The sequence below is a fragment of the Nonomuraea sp. 10N515B genome, from assembly GCF_052245915.1.
Classification (GTDB): Bacteria; Actinomycetota; Actinomycetes; order Streptosporangiales; family Streptosporangiaceae; genus Nonomuraea.
The window spans coordinates 12,594-34,054 of the sequence record NZ_JBQQBQ010000067.1 but is presented as its reverse complement, the minus strand read 5'-3'; the positions used below and the strand labels follow the sequence as shown (position 1 = coordinate 34,054).

The window sequence follows — 21,461 nt, the reverse complement described above, 5'->3', positions numbered from 1 at the left end:
CAGGAAGCTCTCTACCAAGGAGGATGCCGTGCCAGCACCGCTGCCACACGAATACCTGCCGTCGGTTCCCGCGCTCGTGGTCGAGAGCGACGACATTCAGGACGGCGAGCGGCTGAGCGACCTGCACGTCTTCAATGACTGGGGCATGCAGGGCCAGAACCTCTCGCCCCAGCTCCGCTGGTCAGGCGCGCCCGCCGAGACCCGCGGCTACGCCGTCACCTGCTACGACCCCGACGCCCCCACGGGCAGCGGGTTCTGGCACTGGGTGCTGTTCGACCTGCCGGCCTCGGCGACCGAGCTGCCCACGGGCGCGGGCACCGCCCCGGACTTCAAGGGACTGCCCGCGGGCGCCGTGCACGCCCGCAACGACTACGGTGCCAAGGAGTATGGCGGGTCGGCCCCGCCGCCCGGCGCCCCGCACCGCTACGTCTTCACCGTCCATGCGCTGGGCGTGGAAAAACTGGGCGTGGACAGCGACGCGAGCCCCGCGGTGGTCGGCTTCAACATCACCGCCAACACCCTGGCCCGCGGCCACATCATTTCCCACTACGGGATCTGACGGAGCACCGGCGCGACGGCGCTGCCAGAAAGCGAAAAGAGCGGCCCGGAAAACCCGGGCCGCTCTTCGTTGCTGCGCGAAGAAAGGACCTAGAAGTCCATGTCGCCGCCGCCCGGCATGGCCGGAGCAGCGGGGGTCTTCTCGGGCTTCTCCGCGATGACGGCCTCGGTGGTGAGGAAGAGCGCCGCGATGGATGCGGCGTTCTGCAGCGCCGAGCGCGTCACCTTGGCCGGGTCGAGGATGCCCGCCTCGAACATGTTGACGTACTCGCCCGTAGCGGCGTTCAGGCCCTCACCCGGGGTGAGGTTGCGAACGCGCTCGACCACGACGCCACCCTCGAGGCCGGCGTTGACCGCGATCTGCTTCAGGGGCTCCTCGAGCGCCTTCTTCACGATCGCGGCGCCCGTGGCCTCGTCGCCGTTGAGCTCGAGCTTGTCGAACGCCTTGGCGCCGGCCTGCAGCAGCGCCACGCCACCGCCGGGGACGATGCCCTCCTCGACGGCCGCCTTGGCGTTGCGCACGGCGTCCTCGATGCGGTGCTTGCGCTCCTTGAGCTCGACCTCGGTGGCCGCGCCGGCCTTGATGACGGCCACGCCGCCGGCCAGCTTGGCGAGGCGCTCCTGGAGCTTCTCGCGGTCGTAGTCGGAGTCGGTGCGCTCGATCTCGGCGCGGATCTCGTTGACCCGGCCGGAGATCTGCTCGGCGTCACCGGCGCCGTCGACGATCGTGGTCTCGTCCTTGGTCACGACGATCTTGCGAGCCCGGCCGAGCAGGTCGAGGGTCGCGTTCTCCAGCTTGAGACCGACCTCCTCGGCGATGACCTGGCCACCGGTCAGGATGGCGATGTCGGCGAGCATGGCCTTGCGGCGGTCGCCGAAGCCCGGGGCCTTGACGGCCACGGAGCGGAACAGACCGCGGATCTTGTTGACGACCAGGGTGGCCAGGGCCTCGCCCTCGACGTCCTCAGCGATGATCAGCAGCGGCTTGCCGGACTGCACGACCTTGTCGAGCAGCGGCAGCAGGTCCTTGTTGGCGGAGACCTTGCTGTTGACGATCAGGATGTACGGGTCCTCGAGCACGGCCTCCATGCGGTCGGAGTCGGTCACGAAGTACATCGACGTCATGCCCTTGTCGAAGCGCATGCCCTCGGTGAGCTCGAGCTCCAGGCCGAAGGTGTTGCTCTCCTCGACGGTGATGACGCCTTCCTTGCCGACCTTGTCCATCGCCTCGGCGATGAGCGCGCCGATCTCGTTGTCGGCGGCGGAGATGGAGGCGGTGGAGGCGATCTGCTCCTTGGTCTCCACATCCTTGGCCAGCTTGGAGAGCTCCTCGCTGACGCGCTCGACGGCGGCCTCGATGCCCTTCTTCAAGGCCATCGGGTTGGCGCCGGCGGCCACGTTGCGCAGGCCCTCGCGCACCAGCGCCTGGGCGAGCACAGTGGCCGTGGTGGTGCCGTCGCCGGCGACGTCGTCAGTCTTCTTGGCGACTTCCTTGACCAGCTCGGCGCCGATCTTCTCCCACGGGTCCTCGAGCTCGATCTCCTTGGCGATGGAGACACCATCGTTGGTGATCGTGGGAGCGCCCCACTTCTTCTCCAGCACGACGTTGCGGCCCTTGGGGCCCAGGGTCACCTTGACGGCGTCGGCGAGCTGGTTCATACCGCGCTCGAGACCGCGCCGGGCGTCCTCGTCAAACGCGATCATCTTGGCTGCCATAAGGCTAGACCTCCCAGATACAGGGTGGCTTGTCCTGGACCGAGCCGACGCCCGCGACGGCATGAGCCTGCATCTCCTTCGGCAGACCCCATCGTCTCGATCCGAGTTGCTGGCACTCTGCTGCACAGAGTGCCAACGAACTGTTTAGCACTCTACCCTGCCGAGTGCAAGCGAACGTCTACCTTCCTGCGGTTCCCGCCCTGGTCAGTCCGTCTGTACGGCGAGCCGCTCACCGTGCGGCTCGCCGTAGGTCGACGAAAGAATGGAGGCCGCCTCGCCCGGACTGCGTTGCCGTGCGATGCCGCCACCGGGTGCATACCAGTGACGAAAATCAGACCGCCCGGACAGACTCCGCCTGCGGCCCCTTCTGGCCCTGCGTGATCTCGAACTCGACGCGCTGGCCCTGTTCGAGTGCTCGGTACCCGTCCATCAGGATCGCTGAGTAATGGACGAATACATCCTTACCACCGTCTACCGCGATGAAGCCGTAGCCCTTGTCCGCGTTGAACCACTTGACGGTGCCCTGCGCCACTTCCGACTCCTCTTACTGGGCTTACAGATCTCGCCCATTCCACCGCGAGACCGTAATCGCCTGACTTAACTGAAAAACAGCCAGACGATCGCCTCGACCATACCTGTGGCACGGGGTTTGGCAACAGAGTCAATCCGCAAACGACGCATTTCTTCGCAGAGTACCTTGTTCAACGTTGAATTAGTCGGGAAAAGGAGAAGGCGCCCACTAGGGGGCGCCTTCCAATGATGTGATCGATCGCACTCAGCCGCCGGCGACCGCCGGGATGATGGAGATCTGAGTGCCCTCAGGGGCGGGAGTGTCGAGCCCCTCGGCGAAACGGACGTCCTCTTCTCCCACGTAAACGTTGACGAAACGCCGAATCTTGCCCGATTCATCAAGAATTCTCGCGCCGATCCCCGGGTAGTCGGAGTCGAGCTTGGCGAGCACGTCACGAAGCGTCGCGCCCTCGCCACTCACTTCCGCGTTCCCCCCGGTGTACGTGCGCAGGATCGTGGGGATCCGCACAGAAACGCTCATGGTTATCTTGCCTTTCCTGGTTGTCAGACAGCCGCGCGGAACGCGTCGAGAGAGGGCCGGATCACGGCGGTGGGCTGGGCGTCGTCGCCGGTGATGGCGTCGAGCGTCTTGAGCCCGTCACCAGTGTTGAGCACCACGGTCTCGGCCTCGGGATCGAGCCGCCCGCTCTCGGCGAGCTTCTTCAGCACGCCCACGGTAACCCCGCCCGCGGTCTCGGCGAAAATGCCCTCCGTCGAGGCCAGAAGCTTGATGGCGGCCACGATCTCGGGGTCCGTGACGTCCTCGACGGCCCCTCCGGTGCGGCGGGCGATGTCGAGCACGTACGGCCCGTCGGCGGGGTTGCCGATGGCCAGCGACTTGGCGATGGTGTCCGGCTTGACCGGCTGGACGACGTCGTGCCCGGCCTTGTACGCGGTGGAGACCGGCGAGCACCCGGCCGCCTGCGCCCCGAAGATCTTGTAGGGCGTGTCCTCGACCAGCCCCAGCGCCACCAGCTCCTTGAAGCCCTTGTCAATCTTCGTGAGCTGCGACCCGGAGGCGATAGGGATGATGATCTGCTCGGGCAACCGCCACCCGAGCTGTTCGGCGATCTCGTACGCGAGCGTCTTGGAGCCCTCGGCGTAGTAGGGCCGCAGGTTGACGTTGACGAACCCCCACTTGTCGCCCAGAGGGTCGCCGATCAGCTCCGAGCAGAACCTGTTGACCTCGTCGTAGGTCCCCTCGATCCCGATCAGCCTCCCGCCGAACACCCGGGCCATGGCGATCTTGGCGGCTTCGAGGTTGGCGGGGATGAACACGCAGGCGTCGAGCCCGGCCCGCGCCGCGGCGGCCGTGACCGCGCCCGCGAGGTTGCCCGTGGAGGAGCAGGAAAGCGTGTGGAAACCGAAGTTACGTGCCGCCTCGACGGCGATGGCCACCACCCGGTCCTTGAAGGAGTGGGTGGGGTTGCCGGAGTCGTCCTTCACGTACAGGGACTTCAGGCCGAGCGCCTGCCCGAGGTTGCCCGCCTTGACCAGCTTGGTCCAGCCGGGGTTCATGTTGGGCTTGGTGGCGACGTCGGCCGGCACGGGCAGCAGGGAGCGGTAGCGCCAGATGTTGGCGGGACCGGACTCGATGTCCGCGCGGGTCACGGCGCCGAATTCGTAGGCCGCTTCGAGCGGCCCGAAACACTCCAGACACGCGAAGCTGGGGCCGAGAGGGTAGCGCGTGCCGCACTCGCGGCAGGACAGAGCGACAGCAGGACCAAAGTCGAGCGACATGAAGCGAGGCCTTCCCTCATCTTCGCCCGCGGCCACCTTGACCGCGAACCGGAATTGGCACCTTGTCCCGGTCGGCCTCGCCCTGTCGCGAGTCACAAGCCGGGAGGGTTGCCGGGGCTTCGCAGGGCCGGTCCCTCCACCCCTCTGGATGAGCAATATGCAGTTGTTGAAAGGGACTCTACCCGCTTAAGTAGGCGGAATTACCATCCGTCTCAGCATTCGAGACGGGCAGTCTCAGCGATAGTCCTCACCGAGCACACCCTGCACGTATTTCCTGGCCTGGTGAATGCGGGATTTGGCGGTGCCCAGCGGGATGCCGAGCTGCTCGGCCACCTCGTTGTAGTCGAGCTGGACGATGTCGCGCAACACCAGCGCCTGCGCCAGGTCGGGCTTGTCGGCCTCCAGCGCCTCCATCGCGTCGAGCAGGTCCAGCCGGGAGCCGGCGATCACGCTCACCCGCCGCACGTCGGGCTTCTGCACGGGCAGTTCCTCCGACGTCTGCTCCGCCGCCCGGCGCTTGAGCGATCGGTAGGTGGTCCGCGCGCAGTTGGCGGTCACGATGTGCAGCCAGGTGCTGAACCTGGCCCGCCCCTCGAAGCGGCCGATGTTGCGGGCCACGGCCAGCAGGGTGTCCTGGGAGGCTTCCTCCGCGTCCTGGTGGTAGGGCAGGATCCGGGCGCAGTGGCGCATCACATCGGGCTCGATCCTGGCCAATAGCTCACCAAGCGCGCGATGATCTCCGGCTGCGGCGGATCGGGCGAGTTCCTCGGTTAGCTCATCAAGCGCCATAGCTGGGATCCTATGATCGAAGGGAGCCATGATGAACAGCGTCCTGGTCGCCTCCAACAGAGGGCCTGTCTCCTTCACCGTCTCCGACGACGGCGAGTTGACCATGAAACGTGGCGGGGGCGGGCTGGTGTCCGGGCTGTCCGGAGTGGCCAAGGAAGACGGCGTCCTGTGGGTTTGCGCGGCGCTGTCCGACGATGACCGCAGCGCCGTCCGGCTGTCTCCCGGCGGCCGGATCGACCAGGCCGGCTACGACACCGGGCCGCTGCGGATGCTGGACATCCCGCCGGCCACCTTCCACCGCGCCTACAACGCCGTGGCCAACTCCACGTTGTGGTTCGTCAACCACCTGCTCTACGACATCCCCAACGCACCCAACTTCGGCACCAGGTTCGGGCGCGAGTGGGAGTCCTACCGCGACTACAACGGCGCGTTCGCGCTGGCCCTTGCCGAGGAGGCCGGGCACGGCGCGCGGGTGATGGTGCAGGACTACCACCTGACGCTGACCCCTGCGATGCTCCGGGCCGAGCGGCCCGACCTGCGCATCGCCCACTTCAGCCACACCCCGTGGGCCCCGCCCGAATACTTCTCCCTGCTGCCCGACGAGGTGGTCGGCGAGGTCCTGGAGGGCATCCTGGGCGCCGATCACGCCGGGTTCCTTACAGGAAGGTGGGCGGGGGCGTTCATGGACTGCTGTGAAGCGCTGCTCGGCGCCGAGGTCGACCGGGTGGCCCACAGCGTCACGCACGAAGGCAGGACGACCAGGGTCGGCGTGCACAGTCTCGGCGTGGACGGCGCGGCGTTGTGGGACCGGGCCTGCGAGCCCGATGTCGAGTCCTACATGACCGCGATCAGGGATCAGGTCGGCGACCGCAAGCTGATCGTCCGCATCGACCGCACCGAGTTGTCGAAGAACATCGTGCGCGGCCTGGTCGCCTATGGCGAGTTCCTGGCCGCGCATCCCGAATGGCACGGGCGTGTGGTGCACCTGGCCTTCGCCTATCCGAGCCGGCACGACCTGCCCGAATACCGCGAATACACCGCCTCGGTGCAACGCAGCGCTCAGGAGATCGAGAACGAGTTCGCCACCGAGGACTGGGACCCGCTGATCCTCAACGTCAACGACGACTACCCGCGTTCGCTGGCCGCCTACCGGATGGCCGACGTGTTGCTGGTCAATCCCATCCGCGACGGGATGAACCTGGTCGCCAAGGAGGGCCCGGTCCTCTCGGACAACTGCGCGCTGGTGCTCTCGCGCGAGGCGGGGGCGGCGGCTGAGCTGGGCCCGTACGCGATCATGGTGAACCCCTACGACATCAGCGGCACGGCCGCCGCCCTGCACGAGGCGCTCATCATGCCCGAGGACGAGCGCAGGCGACGCCGCGACAAGTTGTGCGCGGCGGCCACCGCCCTGCCGCCCCAGAAGTGGCTGGCCGCCCAGCTCGACGCCCTGGCTTAGTTCCAGTCCGCGTACTTGAGCGCGTCGGACAGCCCCGGCGTGTTCCACTGGTCCACGACCAGGATCTTGCTCTTCGGCAGATACCACTCGCGCTGCGTGAAGCGGGCCTTCGTACCGGCGCCTGAGTAGGACACGCAACGAGCCTGCCAGGCGTTGTAGACGGCCTTGTGCCCCTCGCCGACCTGGCGCAGGCCCCGCGTCACCTTCGGGCCGATGATCTCGCCCCACTTCTTGTTGACCGGGCAGGGCTGCACGTCGCTCGCCGTGTAGAAGGGGTTCTTGCCGGTGTAGGGGCCCCAGCCCTCCGCCCCGATCTTGATGTTCTTGGGGCCGAGGAGATAGAAGGCGTCACATTGGGGCGTGCCCCAGCCCTGTGGTTTGCCGCACTTGCCCGTGACGACCTGGACCACGTCGGCGCCGAAGCGGTGCACCTCCCACTGGATCGGAATGTAGAGGGTCAGGCCGTTGCGGAACTTCAGCGGCTGGGCGGGCGCGGCGGCGTTCGCGGGCAGCGCGGCGGTCAGGACGGTGGCCGCGGCGACGGCCGCGACGGCGAGGGAGCGCTTGGACATGCGCCCGACACTAGAGATCGCGACTTGCAGTTCACTCATGAACGACTGAACGCCGACGTGAGCTCCTCCAGCAGCGCGACCACCCCTTCCGGGCCGTCCACCACGATGTCGGCGCGCTCGGCCAGCTCGGCCACCTCCGCCGAGCCGCTGCACACGGTCACGCCGGGCAGCCCGGAGGCGCGTACGGCCTCGAATGCGGCCAGATCCCCCAGATCGTCGCCGGCGAAGAGAACGGACCTGGCGGCCCGCTCGGCCAGGAACAGGCTGAGCGCGTGGCCCTTGTCCATGCCCGGCGGCCGCAGCTCCAGCACCATGCGGCCGGGCTCGACCACCAGCCCATGCTTGTCGGCCACCCGCGCCAGCGGCTCGCGCAGCGCGGCCAGCGCGCCTTCGGGGTCGGGGCTGCGTCTGGTGTGCACCGCGACGGCCCGGCCTTTGTCCTCGATCCGCACGCCGTCCAGCCCGAGATCGTCGAGCAGCAGCTGCAGCTCCGCCTCGGCCCGCGGCACGCCCGGCGGGGGCGGCGGCGCGGAGATCCGGCCGTTCTCCCAGCGCTCGAAGCCGTAGTGCCCGAGTATGACGAGCCCGGGCACGTCGGCCAGCCCCGGCCCCAGCTCCAGTGCGGTGGCCGGGGGGCGGCCCGTCACGATGGCGACGGCCAGGACGTGCGCGCCCAGCTCGGCGAGGACCGCGGGCGCCTTCGGGTGGATCACGGCGGTGGCGGGATCGGGCACGATGGGCGACAGTGTTCCGTCGAAGTCGAGCCCGATCACGGCGCCTGCCGGATCCTTCAAGATCGCTTCCATTCCAGGGATGTTCCTCACGCGGCTGCCGTACCCAGCCGGTCAGGGGCGCATGCCAAGCCTTCTTGCCGCACGGTCGCGCTGGCGGGTGGAGCGCAGTCTGCGCAGCCGCTTGACCAGCATGGGGTCCTGCTCGAGCGCCTCCGGCCTGTCGATCAACTCGCCGAGCAGCTGATAGTAGCGGGTGGCGGAGAACCCGAAGGTCTCCTTGATGGCCTGCTCCTTCGCGCCCGCGTGGCGCCACCATTGGCGTTCGAAGGCGAGGAGCTCGAGATCGCGTTCTGTCAGGGGTTGGCGGGACGTTTCCTGGGCAGCATTGTCACCGCTGAGCGGTGCTCCCATGGTGTCCTCCTCGAAAGGGGCGTGCGACGATCTCGTCACACGCACGCGGCCCGAGCCAATCGTAATGTGCGGAGTGGTGCTGTTCACGGCGGATTGGGAGACGTACAGTCACGAAATGTGACCTCAGTAATCACCCTCCTCACCGACTATGGGCTCGAAGACGGGTATGTGGCGGCCTGTCATGGCGTGATTGCCGGGATCGCCCCGCAGGCGCGGGTGATCGACGTGTGTCACCTGATCCCCTCCGGGGACGTGCGGCGCGGCGCGGCGGTTCTCGCCCAGGCCATCCCCTACCTGCCGGCCGGCATCCACATCGGCGCGGTCGATCCCGGCACGGGCGGCGCCAGGCGCGCGGTGGCGGTCGAGGCGGGCGACCGGGTGTTCATCGGCCCGGACAACGGGCTGCTGTCGTGGGCCGTGCGCGCCAGCGGCGGCGCGCGGGTCGCGTACGAGCTCAGCAACGACGAGCACTTCCTGCGGCCGGTCTCGCCGACCTTCCACGGGCGGGACGTGTTCGCACCGGTCGCGGGGCGGCTCTGCCGGACTCCGTCGGGCTCCGGCGGGCTGCGGCTCGCGGATCTGGGGCCCGAGGTCCCGGTCGACCGGCTGGTGACGCTACCCGAGCCGACGTCCTACCTGCGCGAGGGGTCGGTGGAGGGCGAGGTGGTCTCGGTCGACCGCTATGGCAACACCCAGCTGTCGATCGCGGCCGGGGACCTGCAGGCGCTCGGGGTCCGGGTGGGCGACACGCTCGGGGTGTGGCTGGGGCGGCGGCAGTTGTCGCTGCCGTTCCGGGAGACGTACGCGGCGGTGCCGCCGGGCGAGTTGGTGGCGTTCGCGGACTCGGCCGGTTTGATCGCGATCGCCGTCAATTCGGGTGACGCGGCGCAGCGGCTCGGGCTCCCACCGGGGGCGCATGTCCGACTTTCGCCTACCCAATAGGAGGAAAGCGACAGATCGGAATTACTCCGCGTATCGGTCTGTTTACTGAAGCGTCGCATGCGGGTGGGCATTCGCGTGTCAGAATGCACATCGGCGTCCCCTCCTTACCGCTCGAGGTTGACGTGTACCAGCCGCCCGTTGTGCCGCCCTCACCCATGTCCTTACTCCCAGCCATGCCGCCCAGCCCACCCCCATCCCGGCTCAGCGATGCCGCCCGGGCAGTGACCTGATGAACAGGATCATCGTTCCCGTTCTGCTCGCCGCGCTCGTGGTCGGGGTCGCCTCGCCCAGCGCCTCCGACGACACGGGCGAGGCCGCGCGTGCCGGTCAGTGGCAGCTGGACACGCTGCGCCTGCCCGAGGCCTGGGGGGCGACCAAGGGCGCGGGCGTGCTGGTCGCCGTGCTCGACACGGGCGTCAACGGCCGCCACCCGGATCTGGAGGGCGCCGTGATCCAGGGGCCCGACCTGACCGGCGCCGACCGCAGCGCGGGACTTTGGGGCCGACACGGGACCGCCATGGCCAGCCTGATCGCCGGTCGCGGGCACGGCAACCGGCACGGCGTCGTCGGCGTGGCGCCGGCGGCCAAGGTGTTGTCCATCAGGGTCACGCTGGAGAACGGCGACCCGCTGCGCCGCAGACAAGCCTCCGGCGGACGTCAGCCGCTGGCCAAGGGCATCCGGTACGCGGCCGACCACGGCGCCGACGTCATCAGCATGTCGCTGGGCGGCGGGAGCGGCGCGTGGGAGGGATCGGCGGATGAGGAGGAGGCCGTCAGGTACGCGATCGGCAAGGGCGCGGTGCTGGTGGCCTCGTCGGGCAACGACGGCGAGACGGCCAACAGGAAGAACTTTCCCGCCGCCTATCCCGGGGTGATCGCCGTGGGGGCCGTGGACCAGCGGCTCAAGGTGGCGGGGTTCTCCAACCGGCAGGACTACCTGTCCGTGGTCGCGCCGGGCACGCAGATCGTCACGGCGGACGGCGGCGACTCCTACGTGGTCGGCGACGGCACCAGCTCGGCGGCGGCCATGGTGGCGGGCATCGCGGCGCTGATCAAATCCGCTTATCCCCATATGTCGCCCTACCACGTGCGCACGGCCATCGAACTCGGCGTCCTGAAGCGGCCGACGGCCGGCTACAACCGCAGCTACGGGCACGGGGTGGCCAACGCGCTGCTGGCCCTGCGCGCGGCGGAACAGCTGTCCGCCCCCGCACGCCCGCCGGCCCCCTCCATCGCGGCCGCTCCCACCCCATCGTCCAGGGCGGCGGTGGTGGCGGGCATGCTGGCGCTGGTGGCCGCCATGGCGGTGTGGGTCCTGGCGACGCATCGCGGGCGCAGAAGGGGTGTAACCTAGCAAGCGCTTGTGTGATACTCCGGCTATGACGCATGCGATCGAGGGCTGGTTCGCCGTCGACGCCGACGGGGTCTTCCTGCTGGGCACCCGGTGCACGGCCTGCGGCACCGTCTGCTTCCCGCCTCGACCCGGGTTCTGCCCCAATCCGCGCTGCGAGGGCGAGGAGATGGAGGTGACCAGGCTTCCGCGGCGCGGGCGCGTCTGGTCGTACACGAACGCCTGCTATCCGCCGCCGGCGCCGTTCGTGACGGCGGAGCCGTACGAGCCGGTGACGCTGGCCGCAGTGGAGCTGGAAGGCGCGGGCATCGTGGTGCTCGGGCAGGTCGCCGGCCTCACGGTGGATCAGCTCGAGGTCGGGATGGAGCTGGAGCTCACCAGCGGGCCACTGGCCGACGGGCCGCTCGTGTGGATGTGGAGGCGGGCGGCGTGACCGAGCGGAGCGCGGGAACCAAGAGACCCAGCAGCGTGGTAGTGCTGGGCACGGGCATGCACCCGTGGGGCAAGTGGGGGCGCCCCTTTTTGGAGTACGGCGTCGCGGCCGCCCGCGCGGCGCTGCGTGACGCCGGGATCGCGTGGACGGATGTGCAGTACGTGGTCGGGGCGGACACGATCAGGAACGGCTACCCCGGCTTCGTCGCCGGCGCCTCCTACGCCCAGGCACTCGGCTGGACGGGGGCGCGCATCGCCTCCTGCTACGCGGCCTGCGCATCGGGAGCACAGGCCCTGGACATCGCCCGTACCCGGATCTTGGCGGGCCTCTGCGACGTCGCCCTGGTGGTAGGGGCCGACTCGACCCCCAAGGGCTTCTTCAAGCCGGTCGGCGGCGATCGCCCCGACGACCCGGACTGGCTGAGATTCCGCCTCCTGGGCGCCACGAACCCCGCCTATTTCGGCCTTTACGCACGCAGACGCATGGCCTTGTACGGCTCCACACCCGACGACTTCGCGGCTGTCAAGGTCAAGAACGCCCGCGCCGGGTCGCTCAACCCCATGGCCCGCTACCGCAAGCCGGTCACCGCCGAGGAGGTGCTGGCCTCGCCCATGGTCGCCGACCCGCTGCACCTCATGGACATCTGCGCCACTTCTGACGGGGGCGCGGCGGTGGTGCTGGCCTCGGAGTCGTACGCCCGTCGCCGCGGCGTCCGGGACCTCGTCTTCCTGTCCGCCGTCTCCACTGTCACGCCCACCTTCCCCAACACGGTCCTGGAGCTGCCCAACTTCGCCACCGACTCCTGCGCGGCCGTACCGGCCCCTGAGAGGCCGTTCCGGGCGGCGATCGCGCACGCGGCGTACGAGGAGGCGGGGGTGGGGCCGGAGGACCTGTCGCTGGCCGAGGTGTACGACCTGTCGACGGCGCTGGAGCTGGACTGGATGGAGGACCTCGGGCTGTGCCCGCCTGGGGAGGCGGACAAGCTGCTCCGCGAGGGCGACACGGCATTGGGAGGCCGCCTCCCGGTCAATCCGTCAGGTGGCCTGGCCTCCTTCGGCGAGGCGATCCCGGCTCAGGCCATCGCCCAGCTCTGCGAGCTGACGACCCAGCTACGGGGCCGCGCGGGCGCCCGCCAGGTCCCTTCCCCGCGCGCCGCCCTGGCCGCCAACCAAGGTCTGTTCGGCCACGGCTCCGCCCTCATCACCACCCGATGACGAAGGCCCTCCGAAGGCGGAGCTTCGGAGGGCCTTCGTGCGACGGGCCGGTCAGCCGATGTGGACCACGTCGTGCGTCTCGGCGAAGTGGCAGGCGCTCTCGTGCCCGGTCCCCGGCCGGATCTGCAACAACGGCTCCTCCTCCGCACAGATCTCCTGCGCCTTCCAGCACCGCGTACGGAACCGGCACCCCGACGGCGGGTTGGCCGGCGACGGCGGGTCGCCCTGGAGAATGATCCGCTCACGCTGCTCCCGTCCCTCGGGGTCGGGAACGGGCACGGCCGACAACAACGCCTGCGTGTACGGATGCGCAGGCTTGTCGTAGATCTCGGCGTCCTTGCCCAGCTCCACGAACTTGCCCAGGTACATCACCCCGACCCGGTCGGAGATGTGCCGGACCACCGACAGGTCGTGCGCGATGAAGATGTACGCCAGATCGAACTCGTTCTGCAGCCGCTCCAGCAGGTTGATCACCTGCGCCTGGATCGACACGTCCAGCGCGGACACCGGCTCGTCACACACGATGATCTCAGGCTGGAGCGCCAGCCCTCGGGCGATCCCGATGCGCTGCCGCTGACCACCGGAGAACTGGTGCGGATAGCGGTTGATGTGATCGGGATTGAGCCCGACCACCTCCAGCAGCTCCTGCACCTTCTTGCGGCGATCGCCCTTCGGCGCCACCTCGGTGTGGATCTCGTACGGCTCCCCGATGATGTCACCCACGGTCATCCGCGGGTTCAGCGAGGTGTACGGGTCCTGCATGACCATCTGGATGTTGCGGCGCATGCGCTTGAGCTCGCCGCCCTTGGCCCGGCCGATGTCCCGACCGTTGATCAGCACCGAGCCCGAGGTCGGCCGCTCCAGCGCCATCAGCACCTTGGCCAGGGTGGACTTGCCACAGCCCGACTCGCCCACGATGCCCAGCGTCTCGCCCTTGTGCAGGTCGAAGGAGACCCCGTCGACGGCCTTGATGGCGCCGATCTGCCGCTTGAAGAGGATGCCCTGCGTCAGCGGGAAGTGCTTGACCAGGTCGCGCACCTCGAGGATGCGGTCACCGTTCGCCATCGAGGACCTCCCTCCAGTAGTGGCAGGCGCTGTTGCGCGTGCCGCCGATCTTGTGGAGCGGGGGGGTGTCGGTCACGCAGTTGTCCTGCCGGTAGGGGCACCGGGGGTGGAACGCGCAGCCGGTCGGCAGTTCGAGCAGGTTGGGCGGCAGACCCTTGATCGCGTACAGGTCCTGGCCCTTGAGGTCGACCCGGGGGATCGACTCCAGCAGCCCCTTCGTGTACGGATGCGCGGGAGAGCGGTAAATATCGTGGACGGGAGCGTTCTCCACGATGCGCCCCGCGTACATGACGGCGATCTTGTCGGCAACGTCCGCGACGACGCCCAGGTCGTGCGTGATCAGGATGAGGCCCATCTGGCTCTCGCGCTGCAGCTCGGCCAGCAGCTCCATGATCTGCGCCTGGACCGTCACGTCGAGCGCCGTGGTGGGCTCGTCGGCGATGAGCACCTCGGGGTCCAGCGCGATCGACATCGCGATCATGATGCGCTGCCGCATGCCGCCGGAGAACTGGTGCGGGTAGTCGTTGACGCGCTGCCTGGCGGCCGGGATGCGGACCCGGTCCATGAGCTCGACGGCCTTCCTCATCGACTCGCCCTTGGACATGCCGCGGTGCACCCGGAACATCTCGCTGATCTGCCAGCCCACGGTGAACACCGGGTTGAGCGCCGAGAGCGCGTCCTGGAAGATCATCGCGATGCGCTGGCCGCGCACCTGCGTGCGGGCCTCCTCCGACAACTTCAGCAGGTCGGTGCCCCTGAAGCGGATCTCCCCAATGGGGATGCGCGCGGGTGGCATGTCCAGGATGCCCATGATCGCCTGAGCGGTCACGGACTTGCCGGAACCCGACTCGCCCAGCACCGCGAGCGTCTCGCCGGGGTTCACGGTGTAGCTCACGCCGTTCACGGCGCGCACGATGCCCGCGCGGGTGCGGAACTCCACGTGCAGGTTGTCGACGGCCAGCAGCGGATGGTCGCCCAGCCCTCCCTCGGCGGGCAACACATCCGGTGACGTTCTGTTTTTCACTGATCCCCCCTTCTACCTGAGCTTCGGGTCGAGCGCGTCGCGCACGGCGTCGCCCAGCATGATGAACGCGAGCACGGTGACGCTCAGGAACACGGCGGGGAAGATCAGCGGCAGTGGCGCCTCAAGGAACCTGCGCTGCGCGTCCGCGATCATCAGACCCCAGGAGATCTCCGGCGGCTGCACGCCCACGCCCAGGTAGGACAGCGCGGCCTCGGCCGCGATGAATCCGCCGAGGTTGATCGTCGCGACGACGATCACCGGGGCGAGCGCGTTGGGCAGCAGGTGCCTGAACATGATCCGCGCGGGACCCGCGCCGAGTGCTCTGGCCGCGACCACGAAGTCCTGCGATTTGGCGGTGATGACCGCCGCCCGCATGATCCGGAACGTCATCGGCCAGCCCAGGATGGTGAGCGAGATGACCACCAGCCAGATGCCGAGCCCGCTCCCGCGGAAGGTCGAGCCGATGAGCAGCGCGCCCAGGATGCTGGGGATCGCGAAGAAGATCTCAGTGATGCGCGAGGCCACGGTGTCGGTGGCGCCGCCGAAGAATCCGGCGACGAGCCCCATCAGGCCGCCGATGAGGGCCGCGAAGATCGAGGTGCTGATGCCGATCTTCAGGGAGTTCGCCGCGCCGTAGATGGTGCGGGCGTACATGTCGCAGCCCAGGTTGTCGCGCCCGAACGGGTGTCCGGCACTGGGCAACTGCCTGGCGGTGGCCAGCTCGCACGTCCTGGGGTTGAACGGGTCCACCGAGCTGAACAGCGACGGCCAGATCGCCATCAGCACCAGCACGGCGATGATGCCGCACGAGACGATGAAGATGGGCCTGCGCCGCAGGTCGTACCAGGCGTCGGACCACAGGCTGGCCGGCTTGGACTCCTTGGTCTTGTCCTGCGGCTTTCGGAGGAGACTCTCCTCGGGGGCGATCACGGGTCCGCCCGGTCGAATGTCACTCATAGCGGATCCTCGGGTCGAGCACGGCGTACATCACGTCCACGACCAGGTTGGCCAGGATGTAGATCAACACCAGGATGGTCACGATGCCCACGACCATCGGCTGTTCCCTCTCATACACCGAATCGAAGAGCTGGAGGCCGATGCCCGGAATGTTGAAGATTCTTTCAGTGATCACCGCGCCGCCCATGAGGTTGCCCAGATCTGCGCCCAGGAACGTGACGAGCGGGATCAGCGCGTTGCGCAACGCGTGCCTGCCGACGACGCGCCGCCGCGGCAGTCCCTTGGCGGTGGCCGTCCTGATGAAGTCGGCCCGCAACGTCTCGGCCAGGCTGGTCCTGGTGAGACGGGTGAGATAGGCGATCGACACGCCGGCGAGCACGAACCCGGGCAGCAAGTAGCTGCGCAGGCCGTTGGCGATGCCCGCGATCGGGAAGATGTCGAGCCCGGTCCACTTCTTGAGCTGCACCCCCAGCATGTACTGCAGGATGAAGCCGGACACCAGGGTCGGCACCGAGATCAGCAGCAGCGTCGAGGCGAGGATCATCGTGTCGATCGCCTTGCCGCGCTTCAGTGCCGCCCACAGCCCCAGGCCGACGCCGATGAGCGCCTGAATGATCAGTGCGGTGACCGCGAGGTTCAGCGTGACCTGGAACTTGCCGGCCAAGATCTGCGACACGGGCACGTCGGAGAAGTCGACGCCCAGATCGAATCGGAAAAGCACTCCGCTGATGTAGTGCCAGTATTGGAGCAACAGCGGATCATTGAGGTGATACTGCTCGCGAAGGATCATGACGAGGTTGGGGTCCGCCCGCTTCTCGCCCGCCAGCGCCGCGATGGGGTCACCAGGCAGCGCGAAGACGATGGAGAAGATCAGCAGGGTGGCACCCAACAACACGGGGATCGACTGGAGCAGACGTCTAATGATGTAACGGCCCATTTAAGCCTCCCGTACATGCGAAGAAGGCCACCCCTCGACCATATGGGTTTCCGGCCGAGGAGCCGCCTCCTCGCTAACCCCTAGAGGGACGGGCGCGTCGCCCGCGCCCGCCCCAGGGAACGACCGTCAGACCTTCTCGACCTCAGCCCACTCGATCTGGTTGAGCAGGTTGATCTTGACGTTCTTGACACTCGTCGAGTAGCCGGAGTTGTTCCGGTAGAAGTACACGGGGATGTACGGCAGTTCCTCGTTCAGGATGTCGTCGGCCTGCTGGTAGAACTTCAGACCCTCTTCGACCGTGGCGGCCTGGTCACCCTGGGCGATCAGGTCGTCGAACTTCTTGTTGGAGTAGCCACCATAGTTCGACCCGGTCGCGATGGCGCCGGTGCTGAAGATCGGCGACAGGTAGTTCTCAGCCGACGGGTAGTCGATGGCCCAGCCCATGCGGAACAGGCCCTTGTACGTCTTGGCGTCCAGCTCGTCCAGGATGCTGGCGAACTTCTCGAACGGCTTGGCCGTGGCCTCGATGCCCAGGTTCTGACGGAGGTTGTTGGCAACCGCCTCCATCCACTCCTTGTGGCCGCCGTCGGCGTTGTAGCCGAGCTCGAGCGTCTTGGGGCCGCCGGCCGCGTCGTACAGCTTCTTGGCCTCGGCCGGGTTGTACGTGCAGGCCTTGCAGGCGCCCTGGCGGTAGCCCGCGATGGCCGGGTTGATGAAGTCGTCGGCCGGCGCGCGGGTGCCGGAGAAGACCGTCTCGGCGATGGTCTTCCTGTCGATGGCCATCGAGATGGCCTTGCGGATGTCGACCTTGTTCAGCTCGGGGTTGTACTTGAGCGGAACGCCGATGTAGCCGACGCCGGCGTCCGGCTGGTCCTGGTAACGCTCACCCAGAGTGCTCTTGGCGGTGGAGATCGCGGCCGGGCTGAGCGAGTCGTGGATGTCCAGGTTGTTGGCCTGGAGGTCGTTGAACGCGACGTCCGAGTCGGTGTAGAGCTTGAACTGGAGCTTGGTCCAGCCCTTCGGCTTCGTGCCCGGGTACTTGTCGTAGACCGTCATGTCGATGGTCTGGTCGGTGCCCTTCTTGTAGGCCTTGTCCATCTTGAACAGACCCTGGCCGATGGGCTGCTCGCCGTAGGCCTGCGTCACCTTGCCGTCGGGGCCGAAGGCGGCCTTGGGCAGCGGGTAGAAGGCGGTGTAGCCGAGCATGACCTTGAACTGCGAGAACGGCGCCGTGAGGGTGACCTTCAGCGTCGTGTCGTCGACGGCCTCCAGACCCTTCATGGTCTTGGTGGTGACCGTCTTGCCCTCGCCCGGGTTGAGGTCGGCGAACCCGTCGACGCGGCCGAAGAAGTAGCCGGCGCCCTGCGCGTTCTCCTGGTTGGCCGCGTAGTTCCACGCGTCCACGTAGTTCTGGGCGATGAGGGGCTCACCGTTGTGCCAGGTGTAGCCGGACTTCAGCTTGATCGTCCAGACCTTCTGGTCATCACTGGTGATCGACTCGGCCGCGGCCTCGACGGCGTTCTTGTTCTCGTCGTAGTTGACGAGAGGCTCGAAGAGAGCGGCGAGCGTCTCGGCTCCCTCGGACTCCGTGGTGTTCGACGGCACCAGGAGCTCCTGGGGCTCACCGAGCTCCATTCGGACCGGCGTTTCTGCGGAGCCGCCACCGGTGGCAGTGCCGCCGGTGTCCGAGGCACCGCCGCCACACGCGGCAACCGCGAGGGCGAGCAGCGCGGTACCGGCGACGATCTGTACGCCCTTAGTAACACGCATAGTGAAAGAAATTCCTCCCTCTACAGTGGGCGTACAGCACTGAGCTGCAGTGGTGTGCGCAGCCTGACGGGAGAGTCCTGGTATCTCCCCCGGGTTTGGCTGACATGGTCAAGCCAGCTGAACGCCCTGCCAGTCGATCGCGACTATCCCTTACTACTTGCCACCAGCGAGTCTCTGGCGCGTTGCAGTTCGGTCACACAAGTGCCTATCCACCGTCACAGACATTCGGCGCGATCTGTGCTAAAGCACACAAAGTTTATACAACCGGTCAAGCCTGGACATGAACAGTCGATGAAAAGTACCTCCTACACGACCGTGCTCGCGCCCTTGCCACCACACCGCGCCCCGCTGGGCTACGGTTGAGCAGGTCTTGACGACGCCTTGGAACCCAGCGTCCCAAGTGTCCGTCCAACTGACTGTCGCCGCCCCGTGCGACAGGCACCCCACCGACCGGGATCCAATAGAGTCCTTGCCATGAGCCAGCCGGAATCCGCTGTCGCGGACGCCCAGGCGGGCGGCCGAAGCGGGCAGGAGCCGCTGGCCAAGCTCGCCAAGCGATATGGGCTTCGCCGTGCCATCGCGCGGCCGAGGTTTCCTGTCTACCTGCGCCAGTTGTGGCAGCGGCGACACTTCATCCTGACGTACGCGACCTCCCGCAACGTCTCGAAATACTCCAGCTCCGCCCTGGGCCAGCTGTGGCAGGTGCTGACCCCCCTGCTCAACGCCGCGATCTACTTCCTGATGTTCGGCCTCATCCTGGGCGGCAGCAAGAACATCGACAACTACGTGGCGTTCCTGCTGACCGGGATGTTCGTCTTCACCTACACGCAGCGGACCGTCACCGCGGGCGCCAAGTCGATCTCGGGCAACCTCTCGATGATCCGGGCCCTGCACTTCCCCCGCGCCTCGCTGCCGCTGGCCTACACGATCCAGGAGCTCCAGCAGCTCGCCATCTCGATGAGCGTGCTCCTGGTGATCGTGGTTGCCACCGGGGAGTGGCCGACCTTCTACTGGCTCATGATCCCGGTGGTGCTGCTCCTGCAGACGTTGTTCAACGTCGGAGCCGGTCTGGTCATGGCCCGCATGGGAGCTTCGCTGCGCGACCTCAACCAGCTGCTTCCGTTCATCACGCGCACCTGGCTCTACGCGTCGGGCGTGTTCTTCTCGATCCAGGACAAGGTCGTCGGATCCGCGGGGCTGCCCCAGTGGGTCGCCAATGTGATGTACGCCAACCCGGCCGCGTCCTACATCGAGTGGATGCGCGAGATCCTCATCAAGTCCCACAACGAGGAGTTCGGCCACCACCCGCCACCGATGGTGTGGATGTCTTGCGTATTCTGGGCGGTGTTCGCTCTCGGATTCGGCTTCTGGTACTTCTGGCGGGCCGAGGAGAGGTACGGGCGTGGCTGAATTGACCAAGGAGCTGTCACAGGTGAAGGGCGATAAGCCCGCCGTTCCCGGCAACGATGTGAAGGTGCATCCTGCCCCGGAGCCCCAGGGCAAGCGGCCCCTCGACGTTCCCACGGGCACTCCGACCGTCATCGTCGACGACCTCCACATCGTCTACCGCGTCTACGGCGCGGCCTCGGACAGCGAGAAGGGCAACGCGGTCAACGCCCTCACGCGCATTCTGAAGCGCCAGGGACGCCCGCAGATGAAAGAAGTCCACGCGGTCAAGGGCGTCACCTTCGTGGCCTATCACGGCGACGCCATCGGCATCGTGGGCCGCAACGGCTCGGGCAAGTCCACGCTGCTGCGCGCCATCGCGGGTCTGCTGCCGCCACACAAGGGCGCCGTCTACACCGACGGCCAGCCCTCGCTGCTCGGTGTCAACGCGGCCCTCATGCGCGAGCTGACCGGCGAGCGCAACATCGTGCTCGGCTGCTATGCCATGGGCATGACCCCGGCCGAGGTCCGGGAGAAATACCAGGAGATCGTCGACTTCTCCGGCATCGACGAGTTCGTCCAGCTGCCGATGTCCACCTACTCCTCCGGCATGGGCGCCCGCCTGCGCTTCGCCATCTCCTCCGCCAAGACCCACGACGTCCTGCTCATCGACGAGGCCCTGGCCACCGGAGACCGCGAGTTCCGCAAGAAAAGCGAAGAGCGCATCCGCCAGATCCGGGAGTCGGCCGGCACCGTCTTCCTCGTCGCCCACGACCTCAGGGTCATCGAGGAGACCTGCAACCGCGTCATCTGGCTGCACAAGGGCAAGATCAAAATGGACGGCGACCCGAAGGAAGTCATCGCCGCCTACAACAAGGGCTGACCGATATTTTGATCATCTCTTGACTCGGTGCCGCAACCTCCATCCACCGCATTTGCGCTGACGACCCTCTGGGGACACGCCCCACACAGTCGACAAGCCCATCCTTTACGCGCTGCTGTGGCTCCCCAACCACCGCACTTCGACCCTCCAGGGAAACGGCCTGACCCCACAGCAAGCCGATCTTTTACGCGCTGCCGTGGTCTGCCAGACGCCGTAGCGGGCTGACGGCCCTCCAGGGAAACGGCCTCTGACCCTTCACCGGCTGAGCGCCGTTACGCGAGCCCATGTTGGCCGGCTCCGTAGCATGGCTTGACCCTCAGACGCTTCGATCTTGTGTGCGAAACCAGCGTTGCTGTAGGGGCAAAAGACTGACATCGGGGGTGGCGTTCCGATAGGATTCGAACGTCGTTTCGATCCGAGGACCGGTGATGGAGTGGGGGCTCGCGATGGGAGAGCTTTCGGCCGCGATCGACCACCTGGACACCGAGGACGTGTCCGAGATTCCGCGGATGCAGCTCGCTGAGCAGCTCATCGAGCTGCACTGGCAGATGGCCAGACTGCAAGCACAAATAGCCCGCCGCACAGGCGTCCGCCTCCCCTGAGCCGCATGCGGCGGTCACCACGCGGGAGGCGTGAGGGCGGGCATGTTGGAGCGAGAGGCAGCCAGCACCTCGGTCCGTGAGCGGCTGACTCGGCAGCCTTAGGCCGGCAATGCGCTCCGTAGCGGCGCTCAGCCGGTGAAGGGTCAGAGGCCGTTTCCCTGGAAGGCCATCAGCCGAAGTGCGGTGGTTGGGGAGCCACGGCAGCGCGTAAAGATGGGGTTGCTTGAAGATCCTCAACCGACGAGGTGGAGGTGACACGGCAGCGCAGAGGAAGAGAAAACAGCGCAAAAGAAGAGAAGGAGGGGCGCGTGCCGCGCCGCCGCCCTGCGAGAAGAACGGCGCGGCACACGA

22 protein-coding genes and 1 riboswitch are annotated in these 21,461 nt (G+C 67.4%); of the genes, 9 read left to right on the top strand and 13 right to left on the bottom strand.

What is annotated here, in order from left to right; all coding sequences use genetic code 11:
- The first annotated feature begins 28 nt into the window (after nt 1-28).
- Complete coding sequence (locus tag ACTWQA_RS49560) at nt 29-559, top strand: YbhB/YbcL family Raf kinase inhibitor-like protein (protein WP_443165795.1); 531 nt, start codon at nt 29-31, stop codon at nt 557-559.
- An 89-nt stretch (nt 560-648) separates the two neighbouring features.
- Here the strand turns inward: ACTWQA_RS49560 and groL are convergent, their stop codons facing one another.
- The 5 genes from groL to ACTWQA_RS49535 all read right to left on the bottom strand — a co-directional run bounded on the left by groL (nt 649) and on the right by ACTWQA_RS49535 (nt 5,373).
- Nucleotides 649-2,274, bottom strand: coding sequence for a chaperonin GroEL (gene groL, locus ACTWQA_RS49555; RefSeq protein ID WP_327587677.1), 1,626 nt, complete (start codon nt 2,272-2,274; stop codon nt 649-651).
- Nucleotides 2,275-2,605: 331 nt separating this feature from the next.
- On the bottom strand, nt 2,606-2,806 hold the full coding sequence (locus ACTWQA_RS49550) for a cold-shock protein (RefSeq protein ID WP_127936975.1): 201 nt from the start codon (nt 2,804-2,806) through the stop codon (nt 2,606-2,608).
- A gap of 243 nt (nt 2,807-3,049) precedes the next feature.
- Nucleotides 3,050-3,325 (bottom strand): MoaD/ThiS family protein, encoded by a 276-nt coding sequence (locus ACTWQA_RS49545; protein WP_043633550.1) that lies wholly within the window; start codon nt 3,323-3,325, stop codon nt 3,050-3,052.
- A 23-nt stretch (nt 3,326-3,348) separates the two neighbouring features.
- The gene (gene thrC, locus ACTWQA_RS49540) at nt 3,349-4,584 is read right to left on the bottom strand and encodes a threonine synthase (protein ID WP_443165794.1); all 1,236 of its coding nucleotides are present in this window, start codon (nt 4,582-4,584) and stop codon (nt 3,349-3,351) included.
- 13 nt (nt 4,585-4,597) lie between these two features.
- Nucleotides 4,598-4,739: riboswitch (SAM riboswitch) on the bottom strand.
- A gap of 79 nt (nt 4,740-4,818) precedes the next feature.
- Complete coding sequence (locus ACTWQA_RS49535) at nt 4,819-5,373, bottom strand: RNA polymerase sigma factor (RefSeq protein ID WP_327587676.1); 555 nt, start codon at nt 5,371-5,373, stop codon at nt 4,819-4,821.
- A gap of 31 nt (nt 5,374-5,404) precedes the next feature.
- Between ACTWQA_RS49535 and ACTWQA_RS49530 the strand changes: the two genes are divergently transcribed.
- Complete coding sequence (locus ACTWQA_RS49530) at nt 5,405-6,829, top strand: alpha,alpha-trehalose-phosphate synthase (UDP-forming) (protein ID WP_443165807.1); 1,425 nt, start codon at nt 5,405-5,407, stop codon at nt 6,827-6,829.
- Here ACTWQA_RS49530 and ACTWQA_RS49525 read toward each other — a convergent pair.
- The 3 genes from ACTWQA_RS49525 to ACTWQA_RS49515 are packed head-to-tail and all read right to left on the bottom strand — an operon-like array spanning nt 6,826 to nt 8,546.
- A complete protein-coding gene (locus tag ACTWQA_RS49525; protein WP_443165793.1) occupies nt 6,826-7,401 on the bottom strand; it encodes a hypothetical protein in 576 nt (191 codons plus the stop codon). The two genes, ACTWQA_RS49530 and ACTWQA_RS49525, sit on opposite strands and share 4 nt — an antisense overlap.
- Nucleotides 7,402-7,436: 35 nt before the next feature.
- Entirely contained in the window at nt 7,437-8,207 is a 771-nt protein-coding gene (gene otsB, locus ACTWQA_RS49520; RefSeq protein ID WP_443165792.1) for a trehalose-phosphatase, read from the bottom strand.
- Between the two features lie 39 nt (nt 8,208-8,246).
- On the bottom strand, nt 8,247-8,546 hold the full coding sequence (locus ACTWQA_RS49515; protein ID WP_305919685.1) for a DUF3263 domain-containing protein: 300 nt from the start codon (nt 8,544-8,546) through the stop codon (nt 8,247-8,249).
- 117 nt (nt 8,547-8,663) lie between these two features.
- On the opposite strand from ACTWQA_RS49515, the gene ACTWQA_RS49510 reads away from it, so the two are divergent.
- The 4 genes from ACTWQA_RS49510 (at nt 8,664) to ACTWQA_RS49495 (ending at nt 12,486) form a co-directional block, all read left to right on the top strand.
- Nucleotides 8,664-9,488 carry an SAM hydrolase/SAM-dependent halogenase family protein gene (locus ACTWQA_RS49510; RefSeq protein WP_443165791.1) on the top strand — a complete coding sequence of 275 codons (825 nt, stop codon included), beginning with the start codon at nt 8,664-8,666 and terminating at the stop codon, nt 9,486-9,488.
- A 229-nt stretch (nt 9,489-9,717) separates the two neighbouring features.
- Entirely contained in the window at nt 9,718-10,842 is a 1,125-nt protein-coding gene (locus ACTWQA_RS49505) for a S8 family peptidase (protein ID WP_443165790.1), read from the top strand.
- A gap of 25 nt (nt 10,843-10,867) precedes the next feature.
- The gene (locus ACTWQA_RS49500) at nt 10,868-11,272 is read left to right on the top strand and encodes a Zn-ribbon domain-containing OB-fold protein (RefSeq protein WP_443165789.1); all 405 of its coding nucleotides are present in this window, start codon (nt 10,868-10,870) and stop codon (nt 11,270-11,272) included.
- Complete coding sequence (locus ACTWQA_RS49495) at nt 11,269-12,486, top strand: lipid-transfer protein (protein WP_443165788.1); 1,218 nt, start codon at nt 11,269-11,271, stop codon at nt 12,484-12,486. The genes ACTWQA_RS49500 and ACTWQA_RS49495 overlap by 4 nt, the downstream gene beginning before the upstream one ends.
- Before the next feature lie 51 nt (nt 12,487-12,537).
- Here the strand turns inward: ACTWQA_RS49495 and ACTWQA_RS49490 are convergent, their stop codons facing one another.
- From ACTWQA_RS49490 to ACTWQA_RS49470, 5 genes are all read right to left on the bottom strand, one after another.
- On the bottom strand, nt 12,538-13,551 hold the full coding sequence (locus ACTWQA_RS49490) for an ABC transporter ATP-binding protein (RefSeq protein WP_443165787.1): 1,014 nt from the start codon (nt 13,549-13,551) through the stop codon (nt 12,538-12,540).
- Complete coding sequence (locus tag ACTWQA_RS49485) at nt 13,538-14,575, bottom strand: ABC transporter ATP-binding protein (RefSeq protein WP_443165786.1); 1,038 nt, start codon at nt 14,573-14,575, stop codon at nt 13,538-13,540. Before ACTWQA_RS49485 ends, ACTWQA_RS49490 begins: the two co-directional genes overlap by 14 nt.
- A 12-nt stretch (nt 14,576-14,587) precedes the next feature.
- Nucleotides 14,588-15,532, bottom strand: coding sequence for an ABC transporter permease (locus ACTWQA_RS49480; RefSeq protein WP_443165785.1), 945 nt, complete (start codon nt 15,530-15,532; stop codon nt 14,588-14,590).
- Nucleotides 15,525-16,469 carry an ABC transporter permease gene (locus ACTWQA_RS49475; RefSeq protein WP_443165784.1) on the bottom strand — a complete coding sequence of 315 codons (945 nt, stop codon included), beginning with the start codon at nt 16,467-16,469 and terminating at the stop codon, nt 15,525-15,527. The genes ACTWQA_RS49480 and ACTWQA_RS49475 overlap by 8 nt, the downstream gene beginning before the upstream one ends.
- A gap of 126 nt (nt 16,470-16,595) precedes the next feature.
- Nucleotides 16,596-18,239 carry a peptide ABC transporter substrate-binding protein gene (locus tag ACTWQA_RS49470; protein WP_443165783.1) on the bottom strand — a complete coding sequence of 548 codons (1,644 nt, stop codon included), beginning with the start codon at nt 18,237-18,239 and terminating at the stop codon, nt 16,596-16,598.
- Nucleotides 18,240-18,713: 474 nt separating this feature from the next.
- On the opposite strand from ACTWQA_RS49470, the gene ACTWQA_RS49465 reads away from it, so the two are divergent.
- From ACTWQA_RS49465 to ACTWQA_RS49455, 3 genes are all read left to right on the top strand, one after another.
- Nucleotides 18,714-19,649, top strand: coding sequence for an ABC transporter permease (locus tag ACTWQA_RS49465; protein ID WP_305919695.1), 936 nt, complete (start codon nt 18,714-18,716; stop codon nt 19,647-19,649).
- The gene (locus ACTWQA_RS49460) at nt 19,642-20,508 is read left to right on the top strand and encodes an ABC transporter ATP-binding protein (protein WP_305919696.1); all 867 of its coding nucleotides are present in this window, start codon (nt 19,642-19,644) and stop codon (nt 20,506-20,508) included. The genes ACTWQA_RS49465 and ACTWQA_RS49460 overlap by 8 nt, the downstream gene beginning before the upstream one ends.
- 428 nt (nt 20,509-20,936) lie before the next feature.
- Nucleotides 20,937-21,110 (top strand): hypothetical protein, encoded by a 174-nt coding sequence (locus ACTWQA_RS49455; RefSeq protein WP_305919697.1) that lies wholly within the window; start codon nt 20,937-20,939, stop codon nt 21,108-21,110.
- The last annotated feature ends 351 nt before the right edge of the window (nt 21,111-21,461 follow it).

Coding starts and splice junctions, on each gene's coding strand:
- ACTWQA_RS49530 (WP_443165807.1), top strand. CDS start 5,405: ATGAACAGCGTCCTGGTCGCCTCCAACAGAGGGCCTGTCTCCTTCACC.
- ACTWQA_RS49525 (WP_443165793.1), bottom strand. CDS start 7,401: ATGTCCAAGCGCTCCCTCGCCGTCGCGGCCGTCGCCGCGGCCACCGTC.
- ACTWQA_RS49465 (WP_305919695.1), top strand. CDS start 18,714: ATGAGCCAGCCGGAATCCGCTGTCGCGGACGCCCAGGCGGGCGGCCGA.
- ACTWQA_RS49500 (WP_443165789.1), top strand. CDS start 10,868: ATGACGCATGCGATCGAGGGCTGGTTCGCCGTCGACGCCGACGGGGTC.
- ACTWQA_RS49535 (WP_327587676.1), bottom strand. CDS start 5,373: ATGGCGCTTGATGAGCTAACCGAGGAACTCGCCCGATCCGCCGCAGCC.
- ACTWQA_RS49505 (WP_443165790.1), top strand. CDS start 9,718: ATGAACAGGATCATCGTTCCCGTTCTGCTCGCCGCGCTCGTGGTCGGG.
- otsB (WP_443165792.1), bottom strand. CDS start 8,207: ATGGAAGCGATCTTGAAGGATCCGGCAGGCGCCGTGATCGGGCTCGAC.
- ACTWQA_RS49545 (WP_043633550.1), bottom strand. CDS start 3,325: ATGAGCGTTTCTGTGCGGATCCCCACGATCCTGCGCACGTACACCGGG.
- thrC (WP_443165794.1), bottom strand. CDS start 4,584: ATGTCGCTCGACTTTGGTCCTGCTGTCGCTCTGTCCTGCCGCGAGTGC.
- ACTWQA_RS49515 (WP_305919685.1), bottom strand. CDS start 8,546: ATGGGAGCACCGCTCAGCGGTGACAATGCTGCCCAGGAAACGTCCCGC.
- ACTWQA_RS49470 (WP_443165783.1), bottom strand. CDS start 18,239: ATGCGTGTTACTAAGGGCGTACAGATCGTCGCCGGTACCGCGCTGCTC.
- ACTWQA_RS49455 (WP_305919697.1), top strand. CDS start 20,937: ATGGAGTGGGGGCTCGCGATGGGAGAGCTTTCGGCCGCGATCGACCAC.
- ACTWQA_RS49475 (WP_443165784.1), bottom strand. CDS start 16,469: ATGGGCCGTTACATCATTAGACGTCTGCTCCAGTCGATCCCCGTGTTG.
- ACTWQA_RS49480 (WP_443165785.1), bottom strand. CDS start 15,532: ATGAGTGACATTCGACCGGGCGGACCCGTGATCGCCCCCGAGGAGAGT.
- ACTWQA_RS49490 (WP_443165787.1), bottom strand. CDS start 13,551: ATGGCGAACGGTGACCGCATCCTCGAGGTGCGCGACCTGGTCAAGCAC.
- groL (WP_327587677.1), bottom strand. CDS start 2,274: ATGGCAGCCAAGATGATCGCGTTTGACGAGGACGCCCGGCGCGGTCTC.